General features: G+C 69.7%; 19 protein-coding genes and 2 tRNA genes. 11 read left to right on the top strand and 10 right to left on the bottom strand.

Annotation, left to right across the window (positions count from 1 at the left end):
* The first annotated feature begins 132 nt into the window (after positions 1-132).
* The 8 genes from AC1RSK_RS18185 to AC1RSK_RS18150 all read left to right on the top strand — a co-directional run bounded on the left by AC1RSK_RS18185 (position 133) and on the right by AC1RSK_RS18150 (position 7214).
* Positions 133-609, top strand: a complete 477-nt coding sequence (locus tag AC1RSK_RS18185; RefSeq protein ID WP_492909024.1) for a hypothetical protein — start codon at positions 133-135, stop codon at positions 607-609.
* A 2-nt stretch (positions 610-611) separates the two neighbouring features.
* Entirely contained in the window at positions 612-1397 is a 786-nt protein-coding gene (locus AC1RSK_RS18180) for a DUF1828 domain-containing protein (RefSeq protein ID WP_492909023.1), read from the top strand.
* 1108 nt (positions 1398-2505) lie between these two features.
* On the top strand, positions 2506-3225 hold the full coding sequence (locus AC1RSK_RS18175) for a uroporphyrinogen-III synthase (RefSeq protein WP_492909022.1): 720 nt from the start codon (positions 2506-2508) through the stop codon (positions 3223-3225).
* A gap of 34 nt (positions 3226-3259) precedes the next feature.
* Positions 3260-4150, top strand: a complete 891-nt coding sequence (locus tag AC1RSK_RS18170; protein ID WP_492909021.1) for a COG4223 family protein — start codon at positions 3260-3262, stop codon at positions 4148-4150.
* Positions 4147-5679, top strand: a complete 1533-nt coding sequence (locus AC1RSK_RS18165) for a heme biosynthesis HemY N-terminal domain-containing protein (protein WP_492909020.1) — start codon at positions 4147-4149, stop codon at positions 5677-5679. The genes AC1RSK_RS18170 and AC1RSK_RS18165 overlap by 4 nt, the downstream gene beginning before the upstream one ends.
* Before the next feature lie 27 nt (positions 5680-5706).
* Positions 5707-5782: transfer RNA gene (locus AC1RSK_RS18160), tRNA-Thr, on the top strand.
* Between the two features lie 129 nt (positions 5783-5911).
* Entirely contained in the window at positions 5912-6535 is a 624-nt protein-coding gene (locus AC1RSK_RS18155; protein WP_492909019.1) for a YceI family protein, read from the top strand.
* 100 nt (positions 6536-6635) lie between these two features.
* On the top strand, positions 6636-7214 hold the full coding sequence (locus AC1RSK_RS18150; RefSeq protein WP_492909018.1) for an MORN repeat-containing protein: 579 nt from the start codon (positions 6636-6638) through the stop codon (positions 7212-7214).
* On the opposite strand, the gene AC1RSK_RS18145 is transcribed toward AC1RSK_RS18150, so the two are convergent.
* The 3 genes from AC1RSK_RS18145 to AC1RSK_RS18135 form a co-directional block, all read right to left on the bottom strand.
* Positions 7211-7612 (bottom strand): hypothetical protein, encoded by a 402-nt coding sequence (locus AC1RSK_RS18145; RefSeq protein WP_492909017.1) that lies wholly within the window; start codon positions 7610-7612, stop codon positions 7211-7213. The genes AC1RSK_RS18150 and AC1RSK_RS18145 overlap by 4 nt on opposite strands.
* A gap of 69 nt (positions 7613-7681) precedes the next feature.
* Positions 7682-7963, bottom strand: a complete 282-nt coding sequence (locus AC1RSK_RS18140; protein ID WP_492909016.1) for a DUF167 family protein — start codon at positions 7961-7963, stop codon at positions 7682-7684.
* Between the two features lie 4 nt (positions 7964-7967).
* Positions 7968-8273 (bottom strand): YggT family protein, encoded by a 306-nt coding sequence (locus AC1RSK_RS18135; RefSeq protein WP_492909015.1) that lies wholly within the window; start codon positions 8271-8273, stop codon positions 7968-7970.
* 182 nt (positions 8274-8455) lie between these two features.
* On the opposite strand from AC1RSK_RS18135, the gene AC1RSK_RS18130 reads away from it, so the two are divergent.
* Together AC1RSK_RS18130 and AC1RSK_RS18125 are read left to right on the top strand one after the other, a co-directional pair.
* Positions 8456-8531, top strand: a tRNA-Ala gene (locus tag AC1RSK_RS18130).
* A gap of 154 nt (positions 8532-8685) precedes the next feature.
* The gene (locus AC1RSK_RS18125; protein ID WP_492909014.1) at positions 8686-9942 is read left to right on the top strand and encodes an MFS transporter; all 1257 of its coding nucleotides are present in this window, start codon (positions 8686-8688) and stop codon (positions 9940-9942) included.
* Between the two features lie 198 nt (positions 9943-10140).
* Here AC1RSK_RS18125 and AC1RSK_RS18120 read toward each other — a convergent pair whose 3' ends face one another.
* The 4 genes from AC1RSK_RS18120 to AC1RSK_RS18105 form a co-directional block, all read right to left on the bottom strand.
* Complete coding sequence (locus AC1RSK_RS18120) at positions 10141-13458, bottom strand: error-prone DNA polymerase (RefSeq protein ID WP_492909013.1); 3318 nt, start codon at positions 13456-13458, stop codon at positions 10141-10143.
* Positions 13455-15083, bottom strand: a complete 1629-nt coding sequence (locus AC1RSK_RS18115) for a Y-family DNA polymerase (protein WP_492909012.1) — start codon at positions 15081-15083, stop codon at positions 13455-13457. The genes AC1RSK_RS18120 and AC1RSK_RS18115 overlap by 4 nt, the downstream gene beginning before the upstream one ends.
* Positions 15001-15678 carry an ImuA family protein gene (locus AC1RSK_RS18110; protein ID WP_492909011.1) on the bottom strand — a complete coding sequence of 226 codons (678 nt, stop codon included), beginning with the start codon at positions 15676-15678 and terminating at the stop codon, positions 15001-15003. The genes AC1RSK_RS18115 and AC1RSK_RS18110 overlap by 83 nt, the downstream gene beginning before the upstream one ends.
* A gap of 153 nt (positions 15679-15831) precedes the next feature.
* Positions 15832-17802, bottom strand: coding sequence for a transglycosylase domain-containing protein (locus AC1RSK_RS18105; protein WP_492909010.1), 1971 nt, complete (start codon positions 17800-17802; stop codon positions 15832-15834).
* A gap of 237 nt (positions 17803-18039) precedes the next feature.
* On the opposite strand from AC1RSK_RS18105, the gene AC1RSK_RS18100 reads away from it, so the two are divergent.
* Positions 18040-18471 carry a hypothetical protein gene (locus AC1RSK_RS18100; protein ID WP_492909009.1) on the top strand — a complete coding sequence of 144 codons (432 nt, stop codon included), beginning with the start codon at positions 18040-18042 and terminating at the stop codon, positions 18469-18471.
* Here AC1RSK_RS18100 and AC1RSK_RS18095 read toward each other — a convergent pair.
* From AC1RSK_RS18095 to AC1RSK_RS18085, 3 genes are all read right to left on the bottom strand, one after another.
* Positions 18468-19814 (bottom strand): aminoglycoside phosphotransferase family protein, encoded by a 1347-nt coding sequence (locus AC1RSK_RS18095; protein WP_492909008.1) that lies wholly within the window; start codon positions 19812-19814, stop codon positions 18468-18470. The two genes, AC1RSK_RS18100 and AC1RSK_RS18095, sit on opposite strands and share 4 nt — an antisense overlap.
* A gap of 51 nt (positions 19815-19865) precedes the next feature.
* On the bottom strand, positions 19866-19991 hold the full coding sequence (locus AC1RSK_RS18090; RefSeq protein WP_492909007.1) for a hypothetical protein: 126 nt from the start codon (positions 19989-19991) through the stop codon (positions 19866-19868).
* Between the two features lie 242 nt (positions 19992-20233).
* On the bottom strand, positions 20234-21424 hold the full coding sequence (locus tag AC1RSK_RS18085) for an acetyl-CoA C-acyltransferase (RefSeq protein WP_492909006.1): 1191 nt from the start codon (positions 21422-21424) through the stop codon (positions 20234-20236).
* Positions 21425-21456 lie beyond the last annotated feature (32 nt).

Here is a 21456-nt window from a genome sequence, read left to right as displayed (position 1 = left end):
CTGGCGGTGGCGGAACTCCACCGCCAGGCCCGACTCCGAGCACGCAAATGGGATGAAACGGTGCCTAGGCCAAAGGGTCTGGTCCCCAAGCGCAACCATAAGCTACGCTGACCCCTAAAGGTGGGCGGGGGAATGAACCTTAAGACGGTCATCAAGGCCGAGAAGTCGAACGTGGAGTTCGGAAAGTGGGCTTCAGGCCACATTCCCCGAGCCGCGTTTCCTCTCTCGAAGGTCAAAGAAAGGGCCTACAAACGAGGCCCGGCCTATTCATGGCGGGTAATCAAGTTTGCGAGTCTAAATCGCAAGTTCCGAGTCCTTCTTCTCTTGAATGAGGAAAAGGAAATCTTCCAAGCCCGCTTGGGCGTGGAAGATGGAAGCGACATGATTGTCCTTTGCGACTATGAGTTTCATAGTTCTGAGCCCGGCTGGCATTGCCATTTTACCAACAAGGACTTATCTTCGATTGAACCGGGTGCCGCTCGCGTTGGTCGCAAGAGGCGACCTCGCGCTGAGGACCCAAACGCCAAATTTACCGTAACTAAGGACAACGCCACCACGGTTGCGGCTCGTCGTTTCGGATTCGAAGCCGTCGGGGTACTAGGATTATGAACTTGCTGAAGGAAATCTGCGGCACGTTCTGCGACGGCCTCGCCATGCGTGAGGTGCCGATGGGCTACGCTATCCGTACACCGTTTAAGACGGGCGATGGAGACGCCATCGCCCTCTATCTTCGTCGGGACCCGAACGTGCCGGGGCGCTTCCGCCTAGAGGACGACGGCGGCACTCTGGCGACCCTTCAAGAGGAAGGTTTCTCGCTCGAAAACGAACAGCGCAGCGCCGAATTTCAAAAACTCCTCGCGGATCACGGCTGTCTCTTCGATGAGGGAGAATATCTGATCCACACAGACTTCATCGATGAGGCCCAAACCCCGGCCTATTTCTTGAAGTTCATGGCCCTCATGATGAGAGTTTCAGATCTGCGCATGATGTCGCGAGAGCGTGTCCGCGACACCTTCAAGGCAGACATTCAAGAGTTTGTGGAGGGGTTGTTCGCGGGCACCGCGAAGGTCGAGCGCGACACTTCGCCTTCAAGTTCGTTGGGCGACTATATTGCAGACGTGGTTGTAACCGCTGGCGACAGGCAACTCGCGATCTATGCCGGCACCACCGAGGTGAAGGCGCTTGAAGCTTTGGTCCTGTGGCAAGAGTTGGCCCGGCAGGGTTTATCGGGCGTAGTCCCGGTGGTGATCCTTGAGCATTCCAAGCCACAGCAGATCAAGACGCGTACGATGTCTCGGATCATAAACAGCGAGGTCACGCTCGCGTCGATGGATGGATCGCGATGGGACGTCCAACAGAAGCTCCTCCAGCAAGCGGGCGTGAGGTCGGTTCATTGACCCAAGCCGCCAAGTTCGCCAACTTGGCCCGCGAGCTAGAGTGCGACGAGGACGAAGCCGCCTTTGAGGAAACGGTGCCGAAGGTAGCGAAGGCACCGCCGCCAGCGGAGAAGTCGGATTGATCCAGCGCGTTCCACGCTTTCCATGGGCACGCCTCGCGTGCGTCCTAGGCGCAGGCCTCTCGTTCGCTGCCATCACTGAGGCTGAGTATGCGCCCGCTTCACTCGCGATTTTTGTCTTCGCTGGCGTGGCTCTGCACGGCTTGGCGATCTGGCGGGACAAGCCCTAATCAAAGCGGCAAGGCTGACCCTCCGCCACCTCATCGCACGGCGGTAGCGGCTTGAGGAACGGTGAGTAGCTCACCCAAATCATGCCGGCGATCAGCGCGCAAACGAGCACGGCGACTATCCAGCCCCACACCTTTTCCAGGCATTCCCGCATCGCCCGCTCCTGGAGTAGGAGGCTATCTTGAATGTCCTTAGTTTCCCAATTGAGAGACGAGCCAAGCGATAAGCAGGATCAGGGGGGTAGCTAGAACAACCAAGCACCCTGAGGAAATCTCCAAATTGTAACGCCAAGGCGTGCGGGCGACAGTCGTCCCACCCCGTTGATCGGCCTCCGGGACCAGAGCAAGCCAGAGGCCGAGGCCCGCCACCGCCACGCACGCTCCAAGCAGAGGGAAGCCCCATCCGGCGGGTATGCGGATGGCGGTTAGATCAACGATCACGGGAGCGACGACCCCCGCCGCTATGAGCAGCCCGCCGCCGATTCTTCTGCGCCCCATGCCATGAGGCTAAAACCCGACGGGCAGTTTCCAAAATATATAATCGCCGAATATGTCTATACATATTCATTTTCGGCCCTAACGACGCCCGTACGGCCGCGATCATGGCTGAGCCGGCCGATGTAGGTCCGGCGACGACAATCCGGCCCACGGTCGGCAACGGTCGACCTACGCCCCGACCCACGCTTCAGGCCACTTTCCTCGCGCCTTGGCCAACCCGGCAGGCACGGTTTCACCAAGGTTTTCAAGGACGCGGGACGTGGCCCGCCTCTTTCCCCGCAGATGCGCGGTATAATGGTTGGCCGCTTCGATAAGCGCGGCGGAATGGGGATTGATCGGGCGATGCGGACCGGCCAGCCTGCTCCCGTGCCCAACCCCGCCCCCTTCGTCTGGATCACCCGCGCCGAACCGGGCGCGTCGGCGACCGCCGGACGGGTCGAAGTCATGGGATGGCGGCCGCTGGTCGCGCCGCTCCTCGAAGCACGCGCCCTTCCCGAGGCGGCGCTCGACCTGACCGATATCGCCGCCCTGGCCTTCACCAGCGCCCAGGGCGTCCGCGCCTTCGCCACCCTCAGCGAGGTCCGCCTGCCCGCCTTCACCGTCGGTGACGCCACCGCCGAAGCCGCCCGCGCCGCCGGCTTTCAGGATGTGCTATCGGCCGACGGCGACGTCGCCGCCCTGGCCGCGCTGATCGCAGCCACCCGGCCCGGCCCGGTCCTGCACGCCGGCGCCCTGCATCCGGCCGGCGACCTCGTCGGCGATCTGGCCGGCCGGGGTCTGATCGCCCGCGCCGTCGCCCTCTACGACACCCTGCCCGTCGATGCCGCCCCGGCGCTCGCGAGGCTGGCCGACATCGACGCCGTCCTCGTCCATTCGCCGAAGGCCGCGGGCTTCCTCGCGGACCTGCTGATCGCCCATCCGGCCCCGCATCTGCGCCTTCTGACCCTCTCCGACGCTGTCGCTGCCCCCCTTCGGGCTGTGGAAAATGCGAAGTTCGCTGTCGCCCCGTTCCCCAACGAGGCTTCCCTGCTTAATCTGCTCTGAAAGCCGCCAAGGCCCGCCGGAACGATTCGCCCCGATGACCGCGCCCGACACCGACGACATCACCCCGCCCCGCGACCCGGCCGCCTTCGCCAGGCCGCGCGGCCGGGGCATCGGCATCGTCGCCATCGCCGCCCTGTGCGTGGTCTGCGTGGCCCTCGGTTTCGCCGGCTCGCAGCTCGCCCGCGGCTTCGGCGCCAAGGACCCCGCCGCGCCGCAGGTGGCCACGCCGCCCAGCCTCGACCGCCAGGACCGTGTCCCCGCCCCCGCCCCGGCGCTGGCCGGCGCCCCCTCGGTCGCGCCGGTCACCGCGTCCGGCTACGACGACCTCGAAGCCCGCCTCGCCAATGTCGAGGCCAGCCAGCAGCGCACCCTGTCGGCGGCCGGCGCCGCCCTGGCCGCCTCCGGCCTGGCCGAGGCCGCCCAGACCTCGCGCCCCTTCGAGAGCGAACTGGCCGCCCTGGAGCGCGTCCTGCCGCTGTCGCCCGACGCCCGCGCCCTGCGCCCGATGGCCGAGAGCGGGGTGCCCAGCCGCGCCGCCCTGGCCGCCGACTATAGCGCCGCCGCCGGCCGCGCCTCCACCGCCGCCCGCGAGCCCGGCGAAGGGGCCGGCGTCGTCGACCGCATCCTCCACGCCCTGTCGGCGGTGGTCAGCATCCGCCGGGTCAGCGAGACGACCGGCAACACGCCCGACGCCGTCCTGGCCCGGGCCGAACGCCAGGCCGCCGAGGGCGATCTGGTCGGGGCCCTGGCCACCCTGCGGGCCCTGCCGCCCGGCGCCGCCACGGCGATGAGCGACTGGCGGGCCCGGGCCCAGCAGCGGGTGGCGCTGGACCAGCATCTGGCCAACATCCGCGCCCAGGCGCTGAGCGACCTTGCCGGAGCCAGCGCGACCAGTCCTGTCTCTGGCGGAGGCGCGCGCCCGTGATCCGCACCGCCATCGTCGTCTTCATCCTGGCCGCCGCCGCCGTCGCCTTGATGGCCCTGACCCGTGACGCCGGCGAGGCGCATCTGGTCTGGCTGGGCTGGCGGGTGCAGATGACCGCCTCGACGGCCGTGCTGCTGGTCATCTTCACGGCCCTGACCGCCACCCTGCTGTGGCGGCTGGCCATCTGGCTGCTGGAGATTCCGCGCCGCGCCGAGCTGGCCCGCATCGAGCGCCGCCGCAAGGAGGCCGGCGAGGCCCTGGCCCGCGGCTTTCTGGCCGCCGCCGCCGGCGACGGCGGCGAGGCCCGCCGCCTGGCCCTCAAAGCCGGCGAACTGGCCGACGACAGCCCCGCCCTGGTCCGCATCCTCACCGCCCAGGCCGCCGAGGCGGCCGGCGATGTCGCCGCCGCCAAGGGCGCCTATGGGGCCATGGTCGCCTTCCCCGAGATGCGGCTGGCCGGCCACAAGGGCCTGATGACCGCCGCCCTGGCCGAGGGCGACAAGGCCGGCGCCCTGCGCCACGCCGAGGCCGCCTACGGCCTGGCCCGCACCGCCCGCTGGGCCTGGCGCGCCGTGCTGGAAGCCCGGCTGGAGGCCGGCGACTGGGCCGGGGCCCTGGAGCTGGTCAAGAGCGCCCTGGACCGCAAGATCGTCTCGCCGATCGTCGCCGACCGGGCCCGAGCCGCCCTGCTGGCCGCCTCGGCCGCCAGCCTGGAGGGCGGCGACGACCGCGCGCGCCGCCAGGCCTCCGACTACGCCGCCCAGTCGGCCAAGCTGGCCCCCGACTTCGCGCCCGGCGCGGTGATGGCCGCCCGCCTGAGCGGCGAGACCCGCGCCGCGCGGGCCAGCGGCTTCATCGAGGCGGCCTGGAAGCAGAAGCCGCACCCCGCCCTGTGGCTGGCCTACCGCGACCTGAAGACCACCGAGACGCCGCGCGAGCGAGCCCGGCGGCTGGCGGCGCTGGCCGCCCTCAAGCCGGAGGATCGCGAGAGCCGCATCCTGATGGTCGAACAGGCCCTGATCGCCGGCGAGATCGGCGCCGCCCGCACGGCCGCCGCCGCGCTGGAGGCCGAACCCCTGACCGCCCGCCTGGCCGGCCTGTTCGCCCGCACCGCCAACGCCGCCGGGGCCCTCGACGAGGCCCGCGCCTGGATGACCCGGGGCGCCGCCGCCCCGCAGGAAGCCGACTGGTCCGACCTCGACCCCGAGGGCCAGGCCTTCGCCTACCAGCCCGACGACTGGGCCCGGCTGGTCTCGACCTACGCCGAGACCGGCGAGCTGATCCACCCGCGCCTGGAGCGCCGCGAGCGGGCGATGAGCGACCTGCCCGAGCTGCCGGTGTCCTACGTCGAGTCGACGCCCTTCCTGGCCGCCGCCGAGACCGGGGCCATGGCCCTGCCGATCCCCGACGACCCCGGCATCGACGGCTTCTACGAGGGGGTTCCGGACGAACCGCCCCCCTCTGATTCTGCGACGAAAGCTCCGTCACGACGCCGCCGCTTGGCAACCGCGCCGCGCCCCGCTAAATAGCCCCCCTCCAAGACAGCTTGTCTTCGGGCCGCCTTAGCTCAGCCGGTAGAGCGGCGCATTCGTAATGCGTAGGTCAGGTGTTCGAGTCACCTAGGCGGCACCACCCTCTCCTCCTCTCTTCATCACCGGTCCGGAATCGACGCCGCCGCCGCTGAAAAACAAACTGCAACAGTTGCGGTTCTATTTTGACGTCCTATCTCCGGGTCTCCAGTCCTTCCCGGAGTCCTCCCTCATGTCCAAGATCCGTCCCTTCGCCATCGTCGGCCTCGGTGCCGCGCTGGTGCTGTCGCCCCTGGCCGTTGTCGCCCAGAGCGCCTTCAGCAGCGACCCCGTCCAGGTCCAGGCCGGCGACTATCGGTTCGATCCGGCCCACAGCAAGATCACCTGGTCGGTCGACCACTTCGGCTTCTCCACCTATGTCGGCCAGTTCAGCAAGGTCGAGGGCACAGTCAGCCTGGACCCGAAGGCCGTCGCGGCCAGCAAGCTCGACGTAACCATCGACGCGGGTTCCGTCGGCACCCTCAATCCGGCGCTGGACGCCCACCTGAAGTCGGCGGACTTCCTCGACACGGCGAAATTCCCGACCGCCAGCTTCAAGGCCACCGGCATCAAACAGACCGGTCCGCGCACCGCCGACATCACCGGCGACCTGACCCTGCATGGCGTCACCAGGCCGGTCACCGTGGCCGCCACCTTCAACCAGGGCGGCGTCAACCCGGTCGACAAGACCTATTCCCTGGGCTTCGCCGGCAAGGCGACCTTGAAGCGCACCGAGTTCGGCATCAGCAGCTATGCGCCGGCCCTGGGCGACGAGGTCACCCTGGTGCTCGAGGCCGAGCTGAAAAAGATCGGCTGAGCCGATAGGTCCTGACCGGTCCTGTCGCGGGACGGTGGCTGGCCGAGACCGGCGTTTTCTGGAACAGTCGCTGCCTCGTCCTCAAGTCGGGAGCAGGACTGTGATCAAGCGTCTCGTCGCCGGAGCCGCCGTCGCGGCCGTCCTCGTCCTGCCGGCGCTGGCCGCGCCGCGCGATCCGGGCAGGCCGGATATGTATGGCAACGATCCGCACTGGGTGAAGGACGTGCTCTACAAGTGCGTCGTCTACACCTCGCGGCCCGAGCCGAACATGTTCGTGCGCTGGTACGGCAAGTGCGTCGACGGCGTCGCTCAGGGCCAGGGCTCGGTGGTCTGGTATCGCAACAACCAGTTCGCCGCCAAGTACGACGGGCCGGTGGTCAACGGCATGCGCCAGGGGCTGGGCTACTACTACACCCCAGCCGGCGACCGCTTTCGCGCCACCTGGGTGTACGGCGTCGCCGACGGGCCGGGCGAGTGGACTTACAAGGACGGGGCCTCCCTGAACGGAACCTTCCGCGACGGCGAGGCGCGGGGCTATGTCACCTATGTCGCCGCCGACAGGACCTGGTACGGCGGCGACGTCAACGGAACCGGCAAGGTCAAGCTGCCGGACGGGCGGATGACCACCGGGCGGCTGGCCTACACCGCCTGGCGACAGCCGGTGTTGACCGTGGACTAGTCCTCCAGCTGGTAGCCCTCGTGCACGTCGACGAGGTCGCGGCAAAGACTGCCGGAGTCCATGATGATCTTGTCGCTGCCGACGAACAGGCACCAGTAGGTGGTGGTCCCCCGACGGTTGCGGATGCCGTTGCCGCGCATCAGGTTCAGCGGCTGGTCATAGCGCACCCCATCGCTCGGGAAATCCACGGTCATGCGATAGGAGCCCTCCCACCCGGCGATCAGGCTTTCGTCATGCAGGTCGTAGGTGCGGTCGCCCCAGCCGCCGCCGCTGAAGGTGATCCTGTAGGGCGCGCCCTCCGGCCCGCGCAGCAGGATCAGTTCGTCGGCGCAGGCGGCGCCGGCCGCCAGGCTGAAGGCGGCGGCGCACAATGCCAGCCGCAGGGGTTTGAGGATCATCGCGCTCTCCTTCTCGGCGGCCAGTAGAGGCGACCCGGCCCGCCGCCGCGCCCTCGAAAAAGGGGGCGCTCAGCCGGAGAGGCGGCGGCGAATCTCATCGGGGTCCAGGCCCACGACCCGCACCTGCTTGACGCGCGCCGTCTGGCCAGCGGCGACGCTGACCGCGGATTTGGGCAGGCCCAGCGCCTTGGCCAGCAGCTTTTCGAGGGCGGCGTTGGCCTCGCCCTCGACGGGCGGGGCGCTGACCCGGACCTTGAGCAGCGGCCGGCCCGAGGCGTCCTCGCCCCAGCCGTCGATCCGGTCGGCGCCGCCGCGCGGGGTCAGGCGGACGGCGAGCCGGGTTTCGGCCAAGCCGCTAGCCCATCAGGCCCAGCAACGGCGGGCCAAGCACCCGGTTGAACAGCACCCGGATGAAGCCCAGCAACAGGATGAGGACGATGCCGCTGAGGTCGACGCCGCCCAGCCGGGGCACGACGCGCCGCAGCGGCCGCAACATCGGGTCGGTCAGGGCGTCGAGGAAGCTTACCACCTGACGCGCGACAGGATGGCTCAGGTTGATGACGTTGAAGGCGACCAGCCAGCTGATCACCGCCTGGACGATAAGCAGCAGGATGATCAGGCCGATGATGTTGTTGACCAGCCAGACGATGGCGAAACCCATGTGGGTGCGTCTCCGTTTGCGTGGGCCGGCATCGGCCCCGCGCCGCCGTATCTAATCATGCCCGGCGATGGCGGCAACGCGTCGCGGCGGAAGAAGGGGTCTGAGGGATCGGGGGCCGATGGCGCGGCTTGACAGCCCAAGCCCCCCCGCCGTATGTGCCGGCCCTTCCCTCATCCTGGGAGGGGGCCGTAGCTCAGTTGGTAGAGCGCCTCGTTCGCAATGAGGAGGTCAGGGGTTCGACTCCCCTCGGCTCCACCAGGATCCGGATGTCCATGTGGACTCCGGAGAAGCGCTTCCCGAAAACCCCGTCGCCGCCAGCCGCCCACCGGCGGTGAATTGTTTGCGGCGGCTGTCGGATCTGGCCCGGTCGATCCGTCCTTGGCTCATGAGCCAAGGCGATGAGAGACGGCAGATGGGCAATCCACGATACGCCTGGGTGATCGTTGCGGCCGGCGGGCTGCTAGGCTGCGTGGCGATGGGCTCGATGTTCTCGCTGCCGGTGTTCCTGCAGATCATGGCCGGCCAGACCGGCTGGTCGGTGACCGGCATCTCGACCGCCATGACCATCGCCTTCCTGACCATGGCCTTCGCCAGCATGGCCTGGGGCGCGCTGTCGGACCGCTACGGACCGCGGGTGGTGGTGATCACCGGCTCGATGGTGCTGGCCGCCAGCCTGGCCCTGGCCAGCCGGGCGACCTCGCTGATCCAGTTCCAGCTGGTGTTCGGGGTGCTGGTCGGCGGCTCGATCGCCGCCATCTTCGCGCCGATGATGGCGACGGTGACCGGCTGGTTCACGACCCGGCGCAGCCTGGCCGTCTCCCTGGTCTCGGCCGGCATGGGCATGGCGCCCCTGACCATGTCGCCGCTGGCCGCCTGGCTGATCAGTCACAACGACTGGCGGACCTCGCTGCTGATCATCGCCGCCATCGCTGCGGCGCTGATGATCCCGACTGCCTTCCTGGTGCGCGCGGCCCCAGCTGAGGCTGACGCGGCCGCTGCGGCGGGACAACCGCGGATGTCGCCGCCCTCCATGTCTCTGGGGCAGGCTTTGAGGTCGCCGCAGTTCCTGGTGCTGGTGGCCACCAACTTCTTCTGCTGCGCCACCCATTCGGGGCCGATCTTCCACACCGTCGGCTATGCGGTGTCCTGCGGCATTCCGCTGATGGCGGCGGTGTCGATCTACAGTCTTGAGGGGCTGGCCGGGATGGGCGGGCGGCTGGGGTTCGGCCTGCTCGGCGACCGCTTCGGGGCGCGGCAGGTGCTGATCGTCGGCCTGCTGGCCCAGGCGCTGGTGGCCCTGAGCTACTTCTGGGTCCGCGAGCTCTTGGCCTTCTACACGGTCGCGGCCCTGTTCGGCTTCATCTACGCCGGGACCATGCCGCTCTATGCGGTGATCGCGCGGGAGAACTTCCCGATGCGGATGATGGGGACGGTGATCGGCGGCACGGCCATGGCTGGGGGTCTGGGGATGGCGACCGGTCCTCTGACCGGCGGGCTGATCTACGACCGCTTCGGCAGCTATGGCGGGCTGTTCCTCGGCGCCTTCGCCCTGGGGGTGGTCGCCTTCCTCGTCGCCCTGACCTTCCGGCCGTTCAAAAGTGACTTGGGCAGGGGCGGCCCGGGCGTGACGGATGAGGGCGGCGAGCAGCCTGCCCCCACGCCGGCCTAGAGGCCCATAAGCTTCATCGCCGCGAGGGCGAGGATGCACAGGGTTGGCACCCCGAGCGTCCAGTACATGACATCTTTCATCTGCATTCCCTCCAGCGTCTCAACGCGCTGCCTCCCTGAGAGTTGCTGACGGGAGCGGAGCATGATTCGTGGACGGGCGCGAAGGCGGCGTTCGGACACAGCTCAACCTGGGTAGGGGTCAGTGGAAGTCGCGGCTCCTGGGCAGGACGCGGACGTCGCGCGGGTGGCGCATGCGGTGCTCTTCCTGGCCACGCCCGGGCGAGTCCGAGGCCGCCTCATCGCCGTGGGCGGGGACGGTCCTCAGGGGCTGGGCCGACAGCAGGCTCAAGGACCAGGTCCAGTCCTCCAGGCTTTCGGCGACCAGGTGGGTGACGCCCTCGGCCCGCTGCAGCTTGCCGCGCACCAGGATCATCCGGGCGCCCATGATGACCGGCCGGTATGCGTCGAACACCTTGGGCCAGACGACGATGTTGGCCACCCCGGTCTCGTCCTCCAGGGTGATGAAGCAGACGCCCTTGGCGGTGCCCGGCCGCTGGCGGACCAGCACGACGCCGCCGACGGCGGTCCGGCGGCCGGCCGGGTCGCTGTCGACGCGGATGGCCGGGATGGCGCCGGCCTGGGCCAGCCGCTCGCGCAGGAACTGGGCCGGATGGGCCTTCAGCGACAGGCGAATGCTCTCGTAGTCGTGGACCACCTCCTCGGAGAGGGCGGGAACCGGCAGGGCAGCCGGCGGCGGACCGTCCTCCTCGGCGACCCCGGCCTGGGCGAACAAGGGCAGAGGCTGACTGCGCGGCAGGCCCCGCGCCGCCCACAAGGCGCCGCGCCGCGACAGGTCGATCGACCCCAGGGCGTCGGCGGCGGCCAGCAGCTCCAGGCTCCGGGCCGGCAGGCCGGCCCGCTGGCGCAGGTCGTCCATCGAGACGAAGGGCCGCTCCGCCCGCGCCGCCATGATCGCCGTCCCCCAGTCCTCGCGGAAACCGTCGATCTGGCGAAAGCCCAGCCGCAGGGCGCATTGCGCCTGGCCAGGGCGCGGCTCCAGCGTGCAGTCCCAGTCGCTGGCGTTCACATCCGGGTGGCGCACCTCGACCCTGTGCTCCCGCGCGTCGCGGACCAGCTGGGCCGGGGCGTAGAAGCCCATCGGCTGGCTGTTGAGCAGGGCGGCGCAGAAGACGTCCGGATGGACGCACTTCATCCAGGCCGAGACATAGACCAGCAGGGCGAAGGAGGCGGCGTGGCTTTCCGGGAAGCCGTATTCGCCAAACCCCTTGATCTGGTTGAAGCAGTTCTCGGCGAACTCCGGGTCGTAGCCGCGCCGCTTCATCCGCCCGACCAGCATCTCCTCATAGGTGTGGATGGTGCCGTTGTGGCGGAAGGTGGCCATGGCCCGGCGCAGGCCATTGGCCTCGTCGCCGGTGAACTCGGCCGCCTCCATGGCGATGCGCATGGCCTGTTCCTGGAACAGCGGCACGCCCATGGTCTTGTCGAGGATTTTGCGCAGCTCGTTCGGGTCGTGCGGCGGCGAGGGCTCGGGAAAGTCGACGAGATAGGTCTCGCCCCGCGCCTCGGCCTCGCGCTTGGCGGTGCGGCGGGAGAGGTAGGGGTGGACCATCTTGCCCTGGATCGGCCCCGGCCGGACGATCGCCACCTCGACCACCAGGTCGTAGAATCTGCGCGGCTGCAGGCGCGGCAGCATGGCCATCTGGGCCCGGCTCTCGACCTGGAAGACGCCCAGGGAGTCAGCCTTGCAGAGCATGTCGTAGACCGGGGTGGTGTCGGTCTCGTTCAGCACCGAGGCCAGGTCCCAGCGCCGGCCGTAGAAGGTCTCGATCATGTCGAAGCCCTTCTGGATGGCGGTCAGCATGCCGAGCGCCAGGACATCGACCTTCATGATCTTCAGCTCGTCGATGTCGTCCTTGTCCCATTCGATGAAGGTGCGGTCGTCCATCGCCGCGTTGCCGACCGGGACCAGCTCGACCAGCGGCCCCTGGGTCAGCACATAGCCGCCGACGTGCTGCGACAGGTGGCGGGGAAAGCCGATCAGCTCGCGGGTCAGGTCGAGGGCCAGCTTCATCCGCTGCTCCTCCTTCGACAGGCCGGCCCGTTCGGCGTGGCCGCCCTCGACCTCGCTGCCCCAGCTGCCCCACACCGTGCCGGCCAGGGCGCCGGTGACGTCCTCGGTCAGGCCCAGCGCCTTGCCGACCTCGCGGATGGCCGAGCGCGGCCGGTAGTGGATGACGGTGGCGCAGATCGCCGCCCGGTCGCGGCCGTAGCGGCGGTAGACATACTGCATCACCTCCTCGCGGCGGGCGTGCTCGAAGTCGACGTCGATGTCCGGCGGCTCGTCGCGCTCGGTGGAGACGAAGCGCTCGAACAGCAGGTCCTGCTCGGTCGGGTTCACCGAGGTGATCCCTAAGCAGTAGCAGACCACCGAATTGGCCGCCGAACCGCGCCCCTGGCAGAGGATGGGCTTCCTGTTTTCCTGGTCGGTCGGCCCGCGGGCCCATTTGACGATGTCGTGGACGGTCAGGAAGTAGTGGGCGTACTTGCGCTGCGCGATCAGGGCCAGCTCCTTGGCGATGGTCGCCTTGACCTTCTCCGGAACCCCCTTGGGAAAGCGCCAGCGGGCCCCCTGCCAGGTCATGTCCGACAGATGCTGGTCGGGGCTCTTGCCGGGCGGCACCGGCTCGTCGGGGTAGTGGTAGGAGAGCTCGTCGAGCGAGAAGGTGCAGGCCTCGAGGATCTCCCGGGCGCGGGCCAGGGCCCCCTCGTGGCCGCGGAACAGCCGGGCCATCTCGGCGGGGGATTTGAGGTGGCGCTCGGCGTTGGCCTGCAGGCGGAAGCCGGCCTCGTCGACCGTCGTCCCCTCGCGGATACAGGCCAGCACGTCCTGTAGCGGCCGGCGGTCGTAGTGGTGATAGAGGGCGGCGTTGGTGGCCAGCATCGGCGCCCCGGCCCCGTCGGCCAGCCGCGACAGGTGATTGAGCCGGGCCCGGTCGCGGCCGTCGTAGAGCGGGCCCGCCCCCAGATAGAGCCGGTCCGGCCAGCGCCCGGCCCAGTCGCGCAGGCGCGAGGCGAAGGCGGCGTCGACGACGCGCGGGGCCGGGGCGATGGCGACCAGGCCTTCGGCGTAGCCGAGCGCCTGTTCGAAGGTCAGGCGGCACTGGCCCTTGATCGTGCGGTCGCCGTGGGTGTCGCCCAGGATCTCGCTCTTGCCGAGCGACAGCAGCCGGCAGAGGCGCCCATAGGCGGCCCGGTCGCGCGGATAGACGATCAGCACCGCGCCGTCGCTGAACACCAGCCGCGAACCGATGAGGAGACGCATGCCGACCCTTTTCGCCTCGCGGTGACAGCGCACCACCCCGGCCAGGGTGTTGCGGTCGGCGATGCCGATGGCGCTCATCCCCAGGTGCTGCGCCTGGGCGACCATCTCGGCCGGATGCGAACCGCCCTCCAGGAAGGAGAAGTTGGTGACGGCGTCGAGCTCGGCGTAACTCACGCGAACACCCCATGCATCCACCAGCCCGGCGGCCGGTCGACCGTGCGGCTTTCGGTTTCGCCTGGCGCGGGCGGTTCGATGGCCTGGTCCTCGCGCTGGTACAGGCCCTCGCGGAACAGCCAGTAGCGGCGGCCCTCGCGGTCCTCGACGCGGTAGTAGTCGCGGGTGCGTTCGGGCAGCGGTCTTTTGCTGGGCCGCCACCACTCGGCCGACAGCCGCTCGGGGCCCTGGGCGCGGCTGACCCTATGCGTCACCCGGCGCCAGACGAAGCTGGCCGGCGGGCCGTCCGGCAGGCTGGCCAGGGGCACGGTGACCGGCTCGGGCGGGTCGAGCAGCAGCAGCGGACGGTCGGTGATCGGCGGCGCTTCAACAGGCGGCGGCGGGCCCTCGCCGGCCGGGCGGCGGAGCTGGCTGCGTTCAGGCAGCCAGCTGGGCTGGGCCTGCAGGTGGAAGGCGGCGGCCTCGCCCAGCCGGGCTCCGAGCCGATCCAGCAGGGCGGCCAGGGCCAGCCGCTGGTCGACGTCGCGGCCCCCATTCTGCACCTTGTCGAGGTCGGACTGGATGGCGGTCAGCGGCTCGACCACATCGGCGCTGAGCATCACCGCATCGGCCCCGAAGCCAAGGTCGAGATGCTCCAGCCCCCGTTCTTTCAGCACCTTGGCCAGGTGCGCCGGGCGGATCGAGGGCACGCTTAGGGCCACGCTGAGGTGGGTGGCGCGGCCGTCGACCCGGAAGGCGGTCAGGGTCAGACGCCGCGCCCCCTGGCCGTCGCGCTCCAGGCTTTCGGCCAGGCTGGGGGCCAGATCGTTCAGCACCGTCTCGATGCCGGGAACGTCGATCAGCGGCTCCAGGACGTTGCGCCAGACGCGCCAGACGGGCGGGCGGCGGATCGGATCGAGGATCTCCGGCTCCGAACCCAGGGCCTGGTCGAGGCGGCGCACCAGGGTCAAGCCGGCCTCGCCCCGGAAGCGGCGGGCCAGGCCTGAGCGGGGCAGGGCCATCAGGTCGCCGACGGTGCGCAGGCCCAGCCGCGACAGCAGCTTCACATCGGCCTCGTCCAGCCGCAGGGCGGCGACCGGCAAGGGGGCGAGGGCGGCGCGATTGCCGCCGACCGGGACCAGCCGGCGGGCATCCCGCGGGCCGAAGCGGGCCAGGGCCCAGGCGGCGCCGGCGGTGTCGGCCATGGCCAGGCGGGCGGGGACGCCGGCCGCCTTCAGGCGCACGGCCATGTCGGTCAACAGGGCGATCTCGCCGCCGAACAGATGGGCCCCGCCGGTCATGTCGATCAACAGCCCCTCGCGGCCGGGCGAGGCGGCGTCCATGGCCACGCAGGGCGAATAGCGCTCGGCCCACAGGCTGAGCAGGCGTAGGGCCTCGGCGTCGCGGTCAGGCTCGGCCGGATGGGTGATCAGCTGTGGGCTGGCGGCCTTGGCGTCGGCGTGGGCCTGGCCCATGCCGTGGCCGAGCTTGCGGGCGGCGCGGTTGGTCGCCGATAGCACCAGGCCGCGCGGACCCTTCTCGACCAGAGCGAAGGGGGCGTCGTCAGGCGGCGACGACCGTCCGGCCGTCCGGGACCAGACCGTGATCGGCCAGTCCGGCAGCCAGACGGAAACGATGCGCTTCATCGTCCCACTCCAGAATCCAGTCGCCGGGCGGTTCGCCCCGGCTGCGGGTCAGGCTGACGGCGATGCGCGCCGCGCCGGGGGCCTCCTCGTCGAAGGGGTGCGGGGCTGAGGGGGCCGGGGCGATGGACCAGCGGCGGCGGGCGGCGCTGATGTCCTTGGCCGGCTGGGTGCGCAGCAGGAGGCAGGTCGCCCCGGCCTCCCGGGCCGCCATGTCCAGCCGGCGGCTGGCCAGCAGGCTGACCGCGTCGGCGGCGGCCACCGCCCCGGCCACGGCGTCGGACTTCAGGCACTCCTCCAGCGCCCACAGGGTCTGGGCGTCCTTGGCGGTTTCGATGAACAGCAGCCGGCTGTCGGGCAGGCCGGCGGCCTTCAGCCCGTCGCGGAACCACATCCCCTGCTCGCGCAGCCACGGGCCAGGCGCGGCCACCACCACCGGCCGTTCGTCCCCCTCGGCGGCCCGGGTGAGGCCGAACAGGGTCGCCGCCACCCGCCCCGGCGCCCCTTCACCCCACGCCTCCTCCAGCCCCAGTCGCGCCGCGCGGGGGGCGAGGGCGGGGTTGTCGCAAGGCTCGGACAGGGTCGACAGCGGGACCATAGTTCATGTTTTGTTCCGATTTCCGCCAGAGTCAAGGTGTGGAAAAGACTCTGATTTTCGCGATTTTCGGACTCTCTGAGGGAATCCAGAGGGTTGGGTGAAGAGTCTGATTTTCCTTCTCCCGCTTGCCGGGAGAAGGGCGCGCTTTGCGCGCTAGTACGGCACCTCGTCCGGCGGCGGAGCTTTGTCCGGCGCGGGAGTCGGCGCCCTCGGCTGCGGTTCGGGGGGGTCGTCGCCGCCGATGCCGAGGCCGGTGATGATGTCGCCGATGGGATCGGGGGTCTGGCTCGGCGGGGCGATGACGCCGCCGGGGATGGCCTGGGCCTTCAGGCGCGGCAGGGCCTGGCCCATGAAGCTCTTCCAGATCTGGGCCGGGGCGCCGGCGCCGGTCACCCGGCGCATGGGGGTGTTGTCGTCCTTGCCGGTCCACACCGCCACCACGAAGCCGCCGGTGTAGCCGACGAACCAGGCGTCGCGGTAGTCGCTGGTGGTGCCGGTCTTGCCGGCGATGTCGAAGCCGGGCACCCGGGCGGCCGCGCCGGTGCCGTTGTTCACCACGCTGCGCATCATCTGGTTCATGTAGGGCAGGGCCGGTGAGCCGATCACCGTCTGGCGACCGCGCTTTTCGAGGTTGTGGTCGTAGAGCACCTTGCCGCTGGCCGTGCGGATGCGGCTGATCCCCCAGGCCCGGGCCTTGAAGCCGCCGTTCGAGAACGGGGCGTAGGCGGCGGCCATCTCCAGCGGACTGACCTCGACGGCCCCGAGCGCCATCGACGGATCGAGCTGGATCTTGGAGGTGATGCCCAGCCGCCGGGCGGTGGCGGCGACGTTGCTGGTGCCGACCTCGTTGGCCAGCCGGGCGGCGACGGTGTTGATCGACTGGGCCAGGGCGGTTTCCAGGGTCATCGAGCCCAGATAGCGGCCGGTGTAGTTCTTGGGCTCCCAGCCGCCGATCTTGACCGGCTCGTCGACCACCATGACGTTCGGATTGCGCCCCTGTTCCATGGCCGTGAGGTAGACGAAGGGCTTGAAGGCCGAGCCGGCCTGGCGGCGCGCCACCGAGGCGCGGTCGAACTGGCTCTCGGTATAGTCGACGCCGCCGACATAGGCCCGCACCCGGCCCTCGGCGTCCAGCGCCACCAGGGCCGCCTGCTGCACGCCGCCGGCCTTGTTGCGGGCGACGCCGGCCCGCACCGCCTGTTCGGCGGCGGCCTGCAGCGGCAGGTCCAGCGTGGTCTCGACGTAGAGGTCCTCGGTCGGTTCGCCGACCAGGGCGCGGACCTGGCTGTCCATCCAGTCGGTGAAATACTGCGCCCGCTGGTTGGCCAGCACCGAGGAGACCCGCACCGGCACCTTGACGGCGGCGGCCCGCTCCTCGGGCGTGATGGCCTTGGTGCGGACCATCTCGTCGAGCACGATGTTGGCCCGTTTGGCGGCCCGCTCCTTGGCCGAGACCGGCGAATAGCGCGACGGGCCCTTCATCATCCCGGCCAGCAGGGCCGCCTCGCCGACGGTCAGACGCGAGGCGGGCTTGTTGAAATAGCGCTGCGAGGCGGCCTCGATGCCGTAGGCGCCGGCCCCGAAGTAGACCCGGTTCAGATAGAGGGCGAGGATCTCCTTCTTGGAGAACTTGACCTCCAGCCAGACGGCCAGGATCAGCTCCTGCACCTTCCGCCGCCAGTTCTGGTCCAGGGTCAGGAACAGGTTGCGGGCCAGCTGCTGGGTGATGGTCGAGCCGCCGGCGACGATCTTGCCGGCCTTGAGGTTGGCGACCGAGGCGCGGGCCATGCCCAGCGGGTCGAAGCCCGGGTGGTAGTAGAAACGCCGGTCCTCGATGGCCAGGAAGGCTTTCGGCACATAGTCGGGCAGCTTGTCGAGGTCGACGGGCGGCGCGTACTGGCTGCCGCGCACGGCGACCAGGGCCCCGGAGCGGTCGAGATAGGAGATCGACGGCTGGCGGGTGACGTCGTTGAGCTTGGAGACGTCCGGCAGGTCGATGGCGAACACGGCCAGGAAGGCGACCAGGAAGATCAGCCCCCAGACACCGATGACCATGCCCCAATAGAGGAAAGCCTGCAGCGGGGTGCGCCGAGCGCCGGTTCCGCCCGCCTGTGGGTTCGCCATGGATGGTCCGTCTTCGCTGTTCAACTCAGGTTGAGCCGGTTCTAACGCACCAAACCGTGCGGCTCCATCCTCAACAGGCCCCATGAACGGGGCCTTTCTGCGGCTCCGCCGTGCAAGGCCGATGCAGTGGCCCCGGCAAGCTGTCGATAACCCCGGTTTTCCATTCATGCGCCGGTCAGCTTGGCTCTGGCCAACTGGCGTCATCGGCAACGCCAATCCGTCAGGGAGGACGGGATCATGAGCGCCATGGATTATGCAGAGCACACCCAGGCTCCAAGGAGCCGCACGGCCTTGGTGGTGATGGCCCTGGCGGCCCTGGTCTTCGTCGGCTCGGCCGCCGTCAAGCCCGGCCAGGCGTTGCAGACCGACCCGGTCGCCGCCGCCGTCAAACCGGTCACCGCCGCCATCGAAAACAGCCCCGACGTCCTCGTTCCCGGCGACATCGCCCAGGCTGCGGCTCAGGGCGCGGGTGACGCCGCCGAGGAAGCCTCGCCCATCGACTGGGCCATGATCGGCTCGGCCCTGACCTTCGTCTTCACGGGGCTGGGCGCGATTTCCGGCCTGGTCTTCGGCTGGCGCAGCGACCAGCGCAAGGAACGGCTGGCGGCCCTGCGCGAGCGGGAGCTGGAACTGGAAATCGCCCGGCTGCGGGCTGTGGGCGGCTGCTAGAGCAGGCCGACGGCGGCCTTGCCCACCGCCAGGCTATGGGCGGGGTCATCCCCCGCCTCCAGCGACCAGGCGGCCGACAGGCCGGCATGGGCCAGGACCCAGCCGAGGATCTCCGCCCGGGACAACCCCGACATCTCTGCAACGACCCCGGCCAGCCGCTCGAGGCGCGCCGGGTCCCTGGCCCGCTCGGTGAGCGGATTGCGCAGCAGGTTGGCGTAGTCGTAGCCGCGCGGACCGATCAGCCTCTTGGGATCGATCGCCCGCCACCCCCGCGCCGGATCGTGCAGGACATTGGCGTGGTGGATGTCGCCGTGCAGGACGCGCGGCTCGCGGTTCTCGCTGAGCAGCCGGTCGGCCACGGACCAGGCCTTGGCCAGCAGGGCGTCATTCATCGCCTGCCGTTCGAGGCTGGCGAACCAGGGCCGTAGCGGATGGACCTGCGGCGGAGCCGCCGGCTGGCCGGCGTGCAGCTTGCCGATCACCGTGCAGAGGATGGCGCAGGCCTCGTCGTCCCCATCCGCCGACGCCTCGGCCATGGCGACGAGATCGACATCGTCAGCCAGCCGCTCGACCAGCACCGCCTCGCCGTCGGCCCGCAGCACCCGCGCCGCGCCCCGGCCGTCAAACCAGGCCAAGACCTGGCCGCCGCGCCGTTCCTCGTCCTCGAAGGGCAGCTTGAGCATGGCGGCGGTTTCGCCGTCACGCACCGGCTGCAGCCAGCTGGAGCGGGTGCGGAAGGGGGCGCCGTCGGGGGTGAGGCCCCAGGCCTCGACATGGGCGGCGAGGGCGCCGGGGGTGTTGAGGTTGGCGAAGGCGGCGGCGTCCGGGAAGAGCACGGCCTTGAAACCGGCGTCGTCCTGCACGGCGCGGACGGGTGGATGCTCCCGCGCCAGGATGGCCCGCAGCGGCTCGGCCAGGCCGACGGGCCAGAGGGCGCTCAAGGGGTGGCGGCCGTCGGGGGCCAGGGCGTAGGCAGGGCCGCCGGCCCGCGCCAGGCAGGCCACCAGGTCGGCCGGCGGGGCGGCCAGGTCGCAGGGGCTGGTCGCCAACCAGGCGGCGCCGCGCGCCCTGGCCCATTCCAGCCCGGCCAGCACCCCGGTCAGCGGTCCGTCGGGCAGGCCCTCGCCGTCCGGCAGCACGGGCAGGCCCCGCGCTGTCGCCAGCCGCGCCGCCTCACTGTCCTGAGGAGCGTTGACCGCCACCGCCCCACAGCCGGCCAGGCCGGAGAGGGCGGCGTCGAGCAGGGGCCGGCCATCCACAACCACGGCGGCCTTCTCCCAGCCGAAACGGCGCGAGCGGCCGCCGGCGAGAACAAGCCCCGCGATGTCTCCAGCCTGGATCATGGCGCGAAGCGACCACGACGGCGGCGGAAGAGCAATGACGGTGTCAGCCGCCTAGCGGAGATCCATGGTTTCGATCTGGGACTGGGCCTGGCGGGACTGCGAACCGGGCACGGGCAGCAGCATCGCCAAAGCGATGGCGAAGGCAGCGGCGGCGGCGAAGAGGGCCTTGACGGCCATGGCGTGAGTTCCGTTCAGTCTGGCGCCACAATGGCGCCCTCTGACTTAACGATACGCAAACGTCGCCGGTCCGGATGAAGACTCCGGCCAATTTAGTTTGATGAATCGATCGGGTTTTGGCGCCAATCCCAAGCACTTCAAGGTGTTGAAGGTGGCGAAAAATCGACAGAGGGCCTGAGTTTCTGGCCCGAAACGAGTAAAGGCCCCCGCCGGCCGAAGCCGACGGGGGCCTCCCCAAGGTCTTAGTTGAACACTTCGAACAGGCCGGCGGCGCCCATGCCGCCGCCGATGCACATGGTGACCACCGCCAGCTTGGCCTTGCGGCGCTGGCCTTCCATCAGGGCGTGGCCGACGCAGCGGGCGCCGGTCATGCCGAAGGGGTGGCCGATGGCGATCGAGCCGCCGTTGACGTTGTACTTCTCCGGGTCGATGCCAAGCGTGTCGCGGCTGTAGAGGCACTGCGAGGCGAAGGCCTCATTCAGTTCCCACAGGTCGATGTCGTCGACCTTCAGGCCATGACGCTCGAGCAGGCGGGGCACGGCGAACACCGGGCCGATGCCCATCTCGTCCGGCTCGCAGCCGGCGACGGCGAAGCCCTTGAAGCGGCCCAGCGGCTTGAGGCCCCGGCGTTCGGCTTCCTTGGCTTCCATCAGCACAACGGCGGCCGCGCCGTCCGACAGCTGGCTGGCGTTGCCGGCGGTGACGAAGTTGTCCGGACCCATGACCGGCTGCAGCGAGGAGAGGCCTTCCAGAGTGGTGTCGGGACGGTTGCACTCGTCGCGATCGACCACATAGTCGACGAAGCTCTCTTCCTTCGTCTCCTTGTTGACCACCTTCATCTTGGTGGCCATGGGCACGATCTCATCCTTGAACAGGCCGGCGGCCTGGGCGGCGGCGATGCGCTGCTGGCTGCGCAGGGCGTATTCGTCCTGGTAGTCGCGGGCGACGTTGTAGCGCTTGGCGACGATGTCGGCGGTGTTGATCATCGCCATCCACAGGGCCGGCTTGATCTCCAGCAGCTTCTCTTCGGTGATGAAGTGGCGGTTCATGTGGCCGCCCTGCTGGACCAGCGAAATCGACTCGACGCCGCCGCCGATGGCGACATCGGCGCCTTCGTTCTTGATGTAGTGGGCGGCCGAGGCAATCGCCTGCAGACCCGAGGAGCAGAAGCGGTTGATGGTCGTGCCGCTGGTGGTCACCGGCAGGCCGGCCCAGATGGCGGCGTTGCGGGCGACGTTCATGCCGGTGGCGCCTTCGGGACCGCCGCAGCCGAGGATGACGTCCTCGACCTCGGCCCCTTCGAGGCCGGCACGGGAGACCGCGTGCTGGATGGCGTGGCCGGCCATCGCCGCGCCGTGGGTGTTGTTGAAGCCGCCGCGGACGGACTTGGCCAGTCCGGTGCGGGCGTAGGAGACGATGACGGCGTCGCGCATGGGGATCCTCAAGAGGGTTTCAAACAGTGGTT

The sequence above is a fragment of the Caulobacter sp. GW821-FHT11A05 genome (genome assembly GCF_058809015.1).
This window is presented reverse-complemented; position numbering and strand designations above follow the sequence as displayed.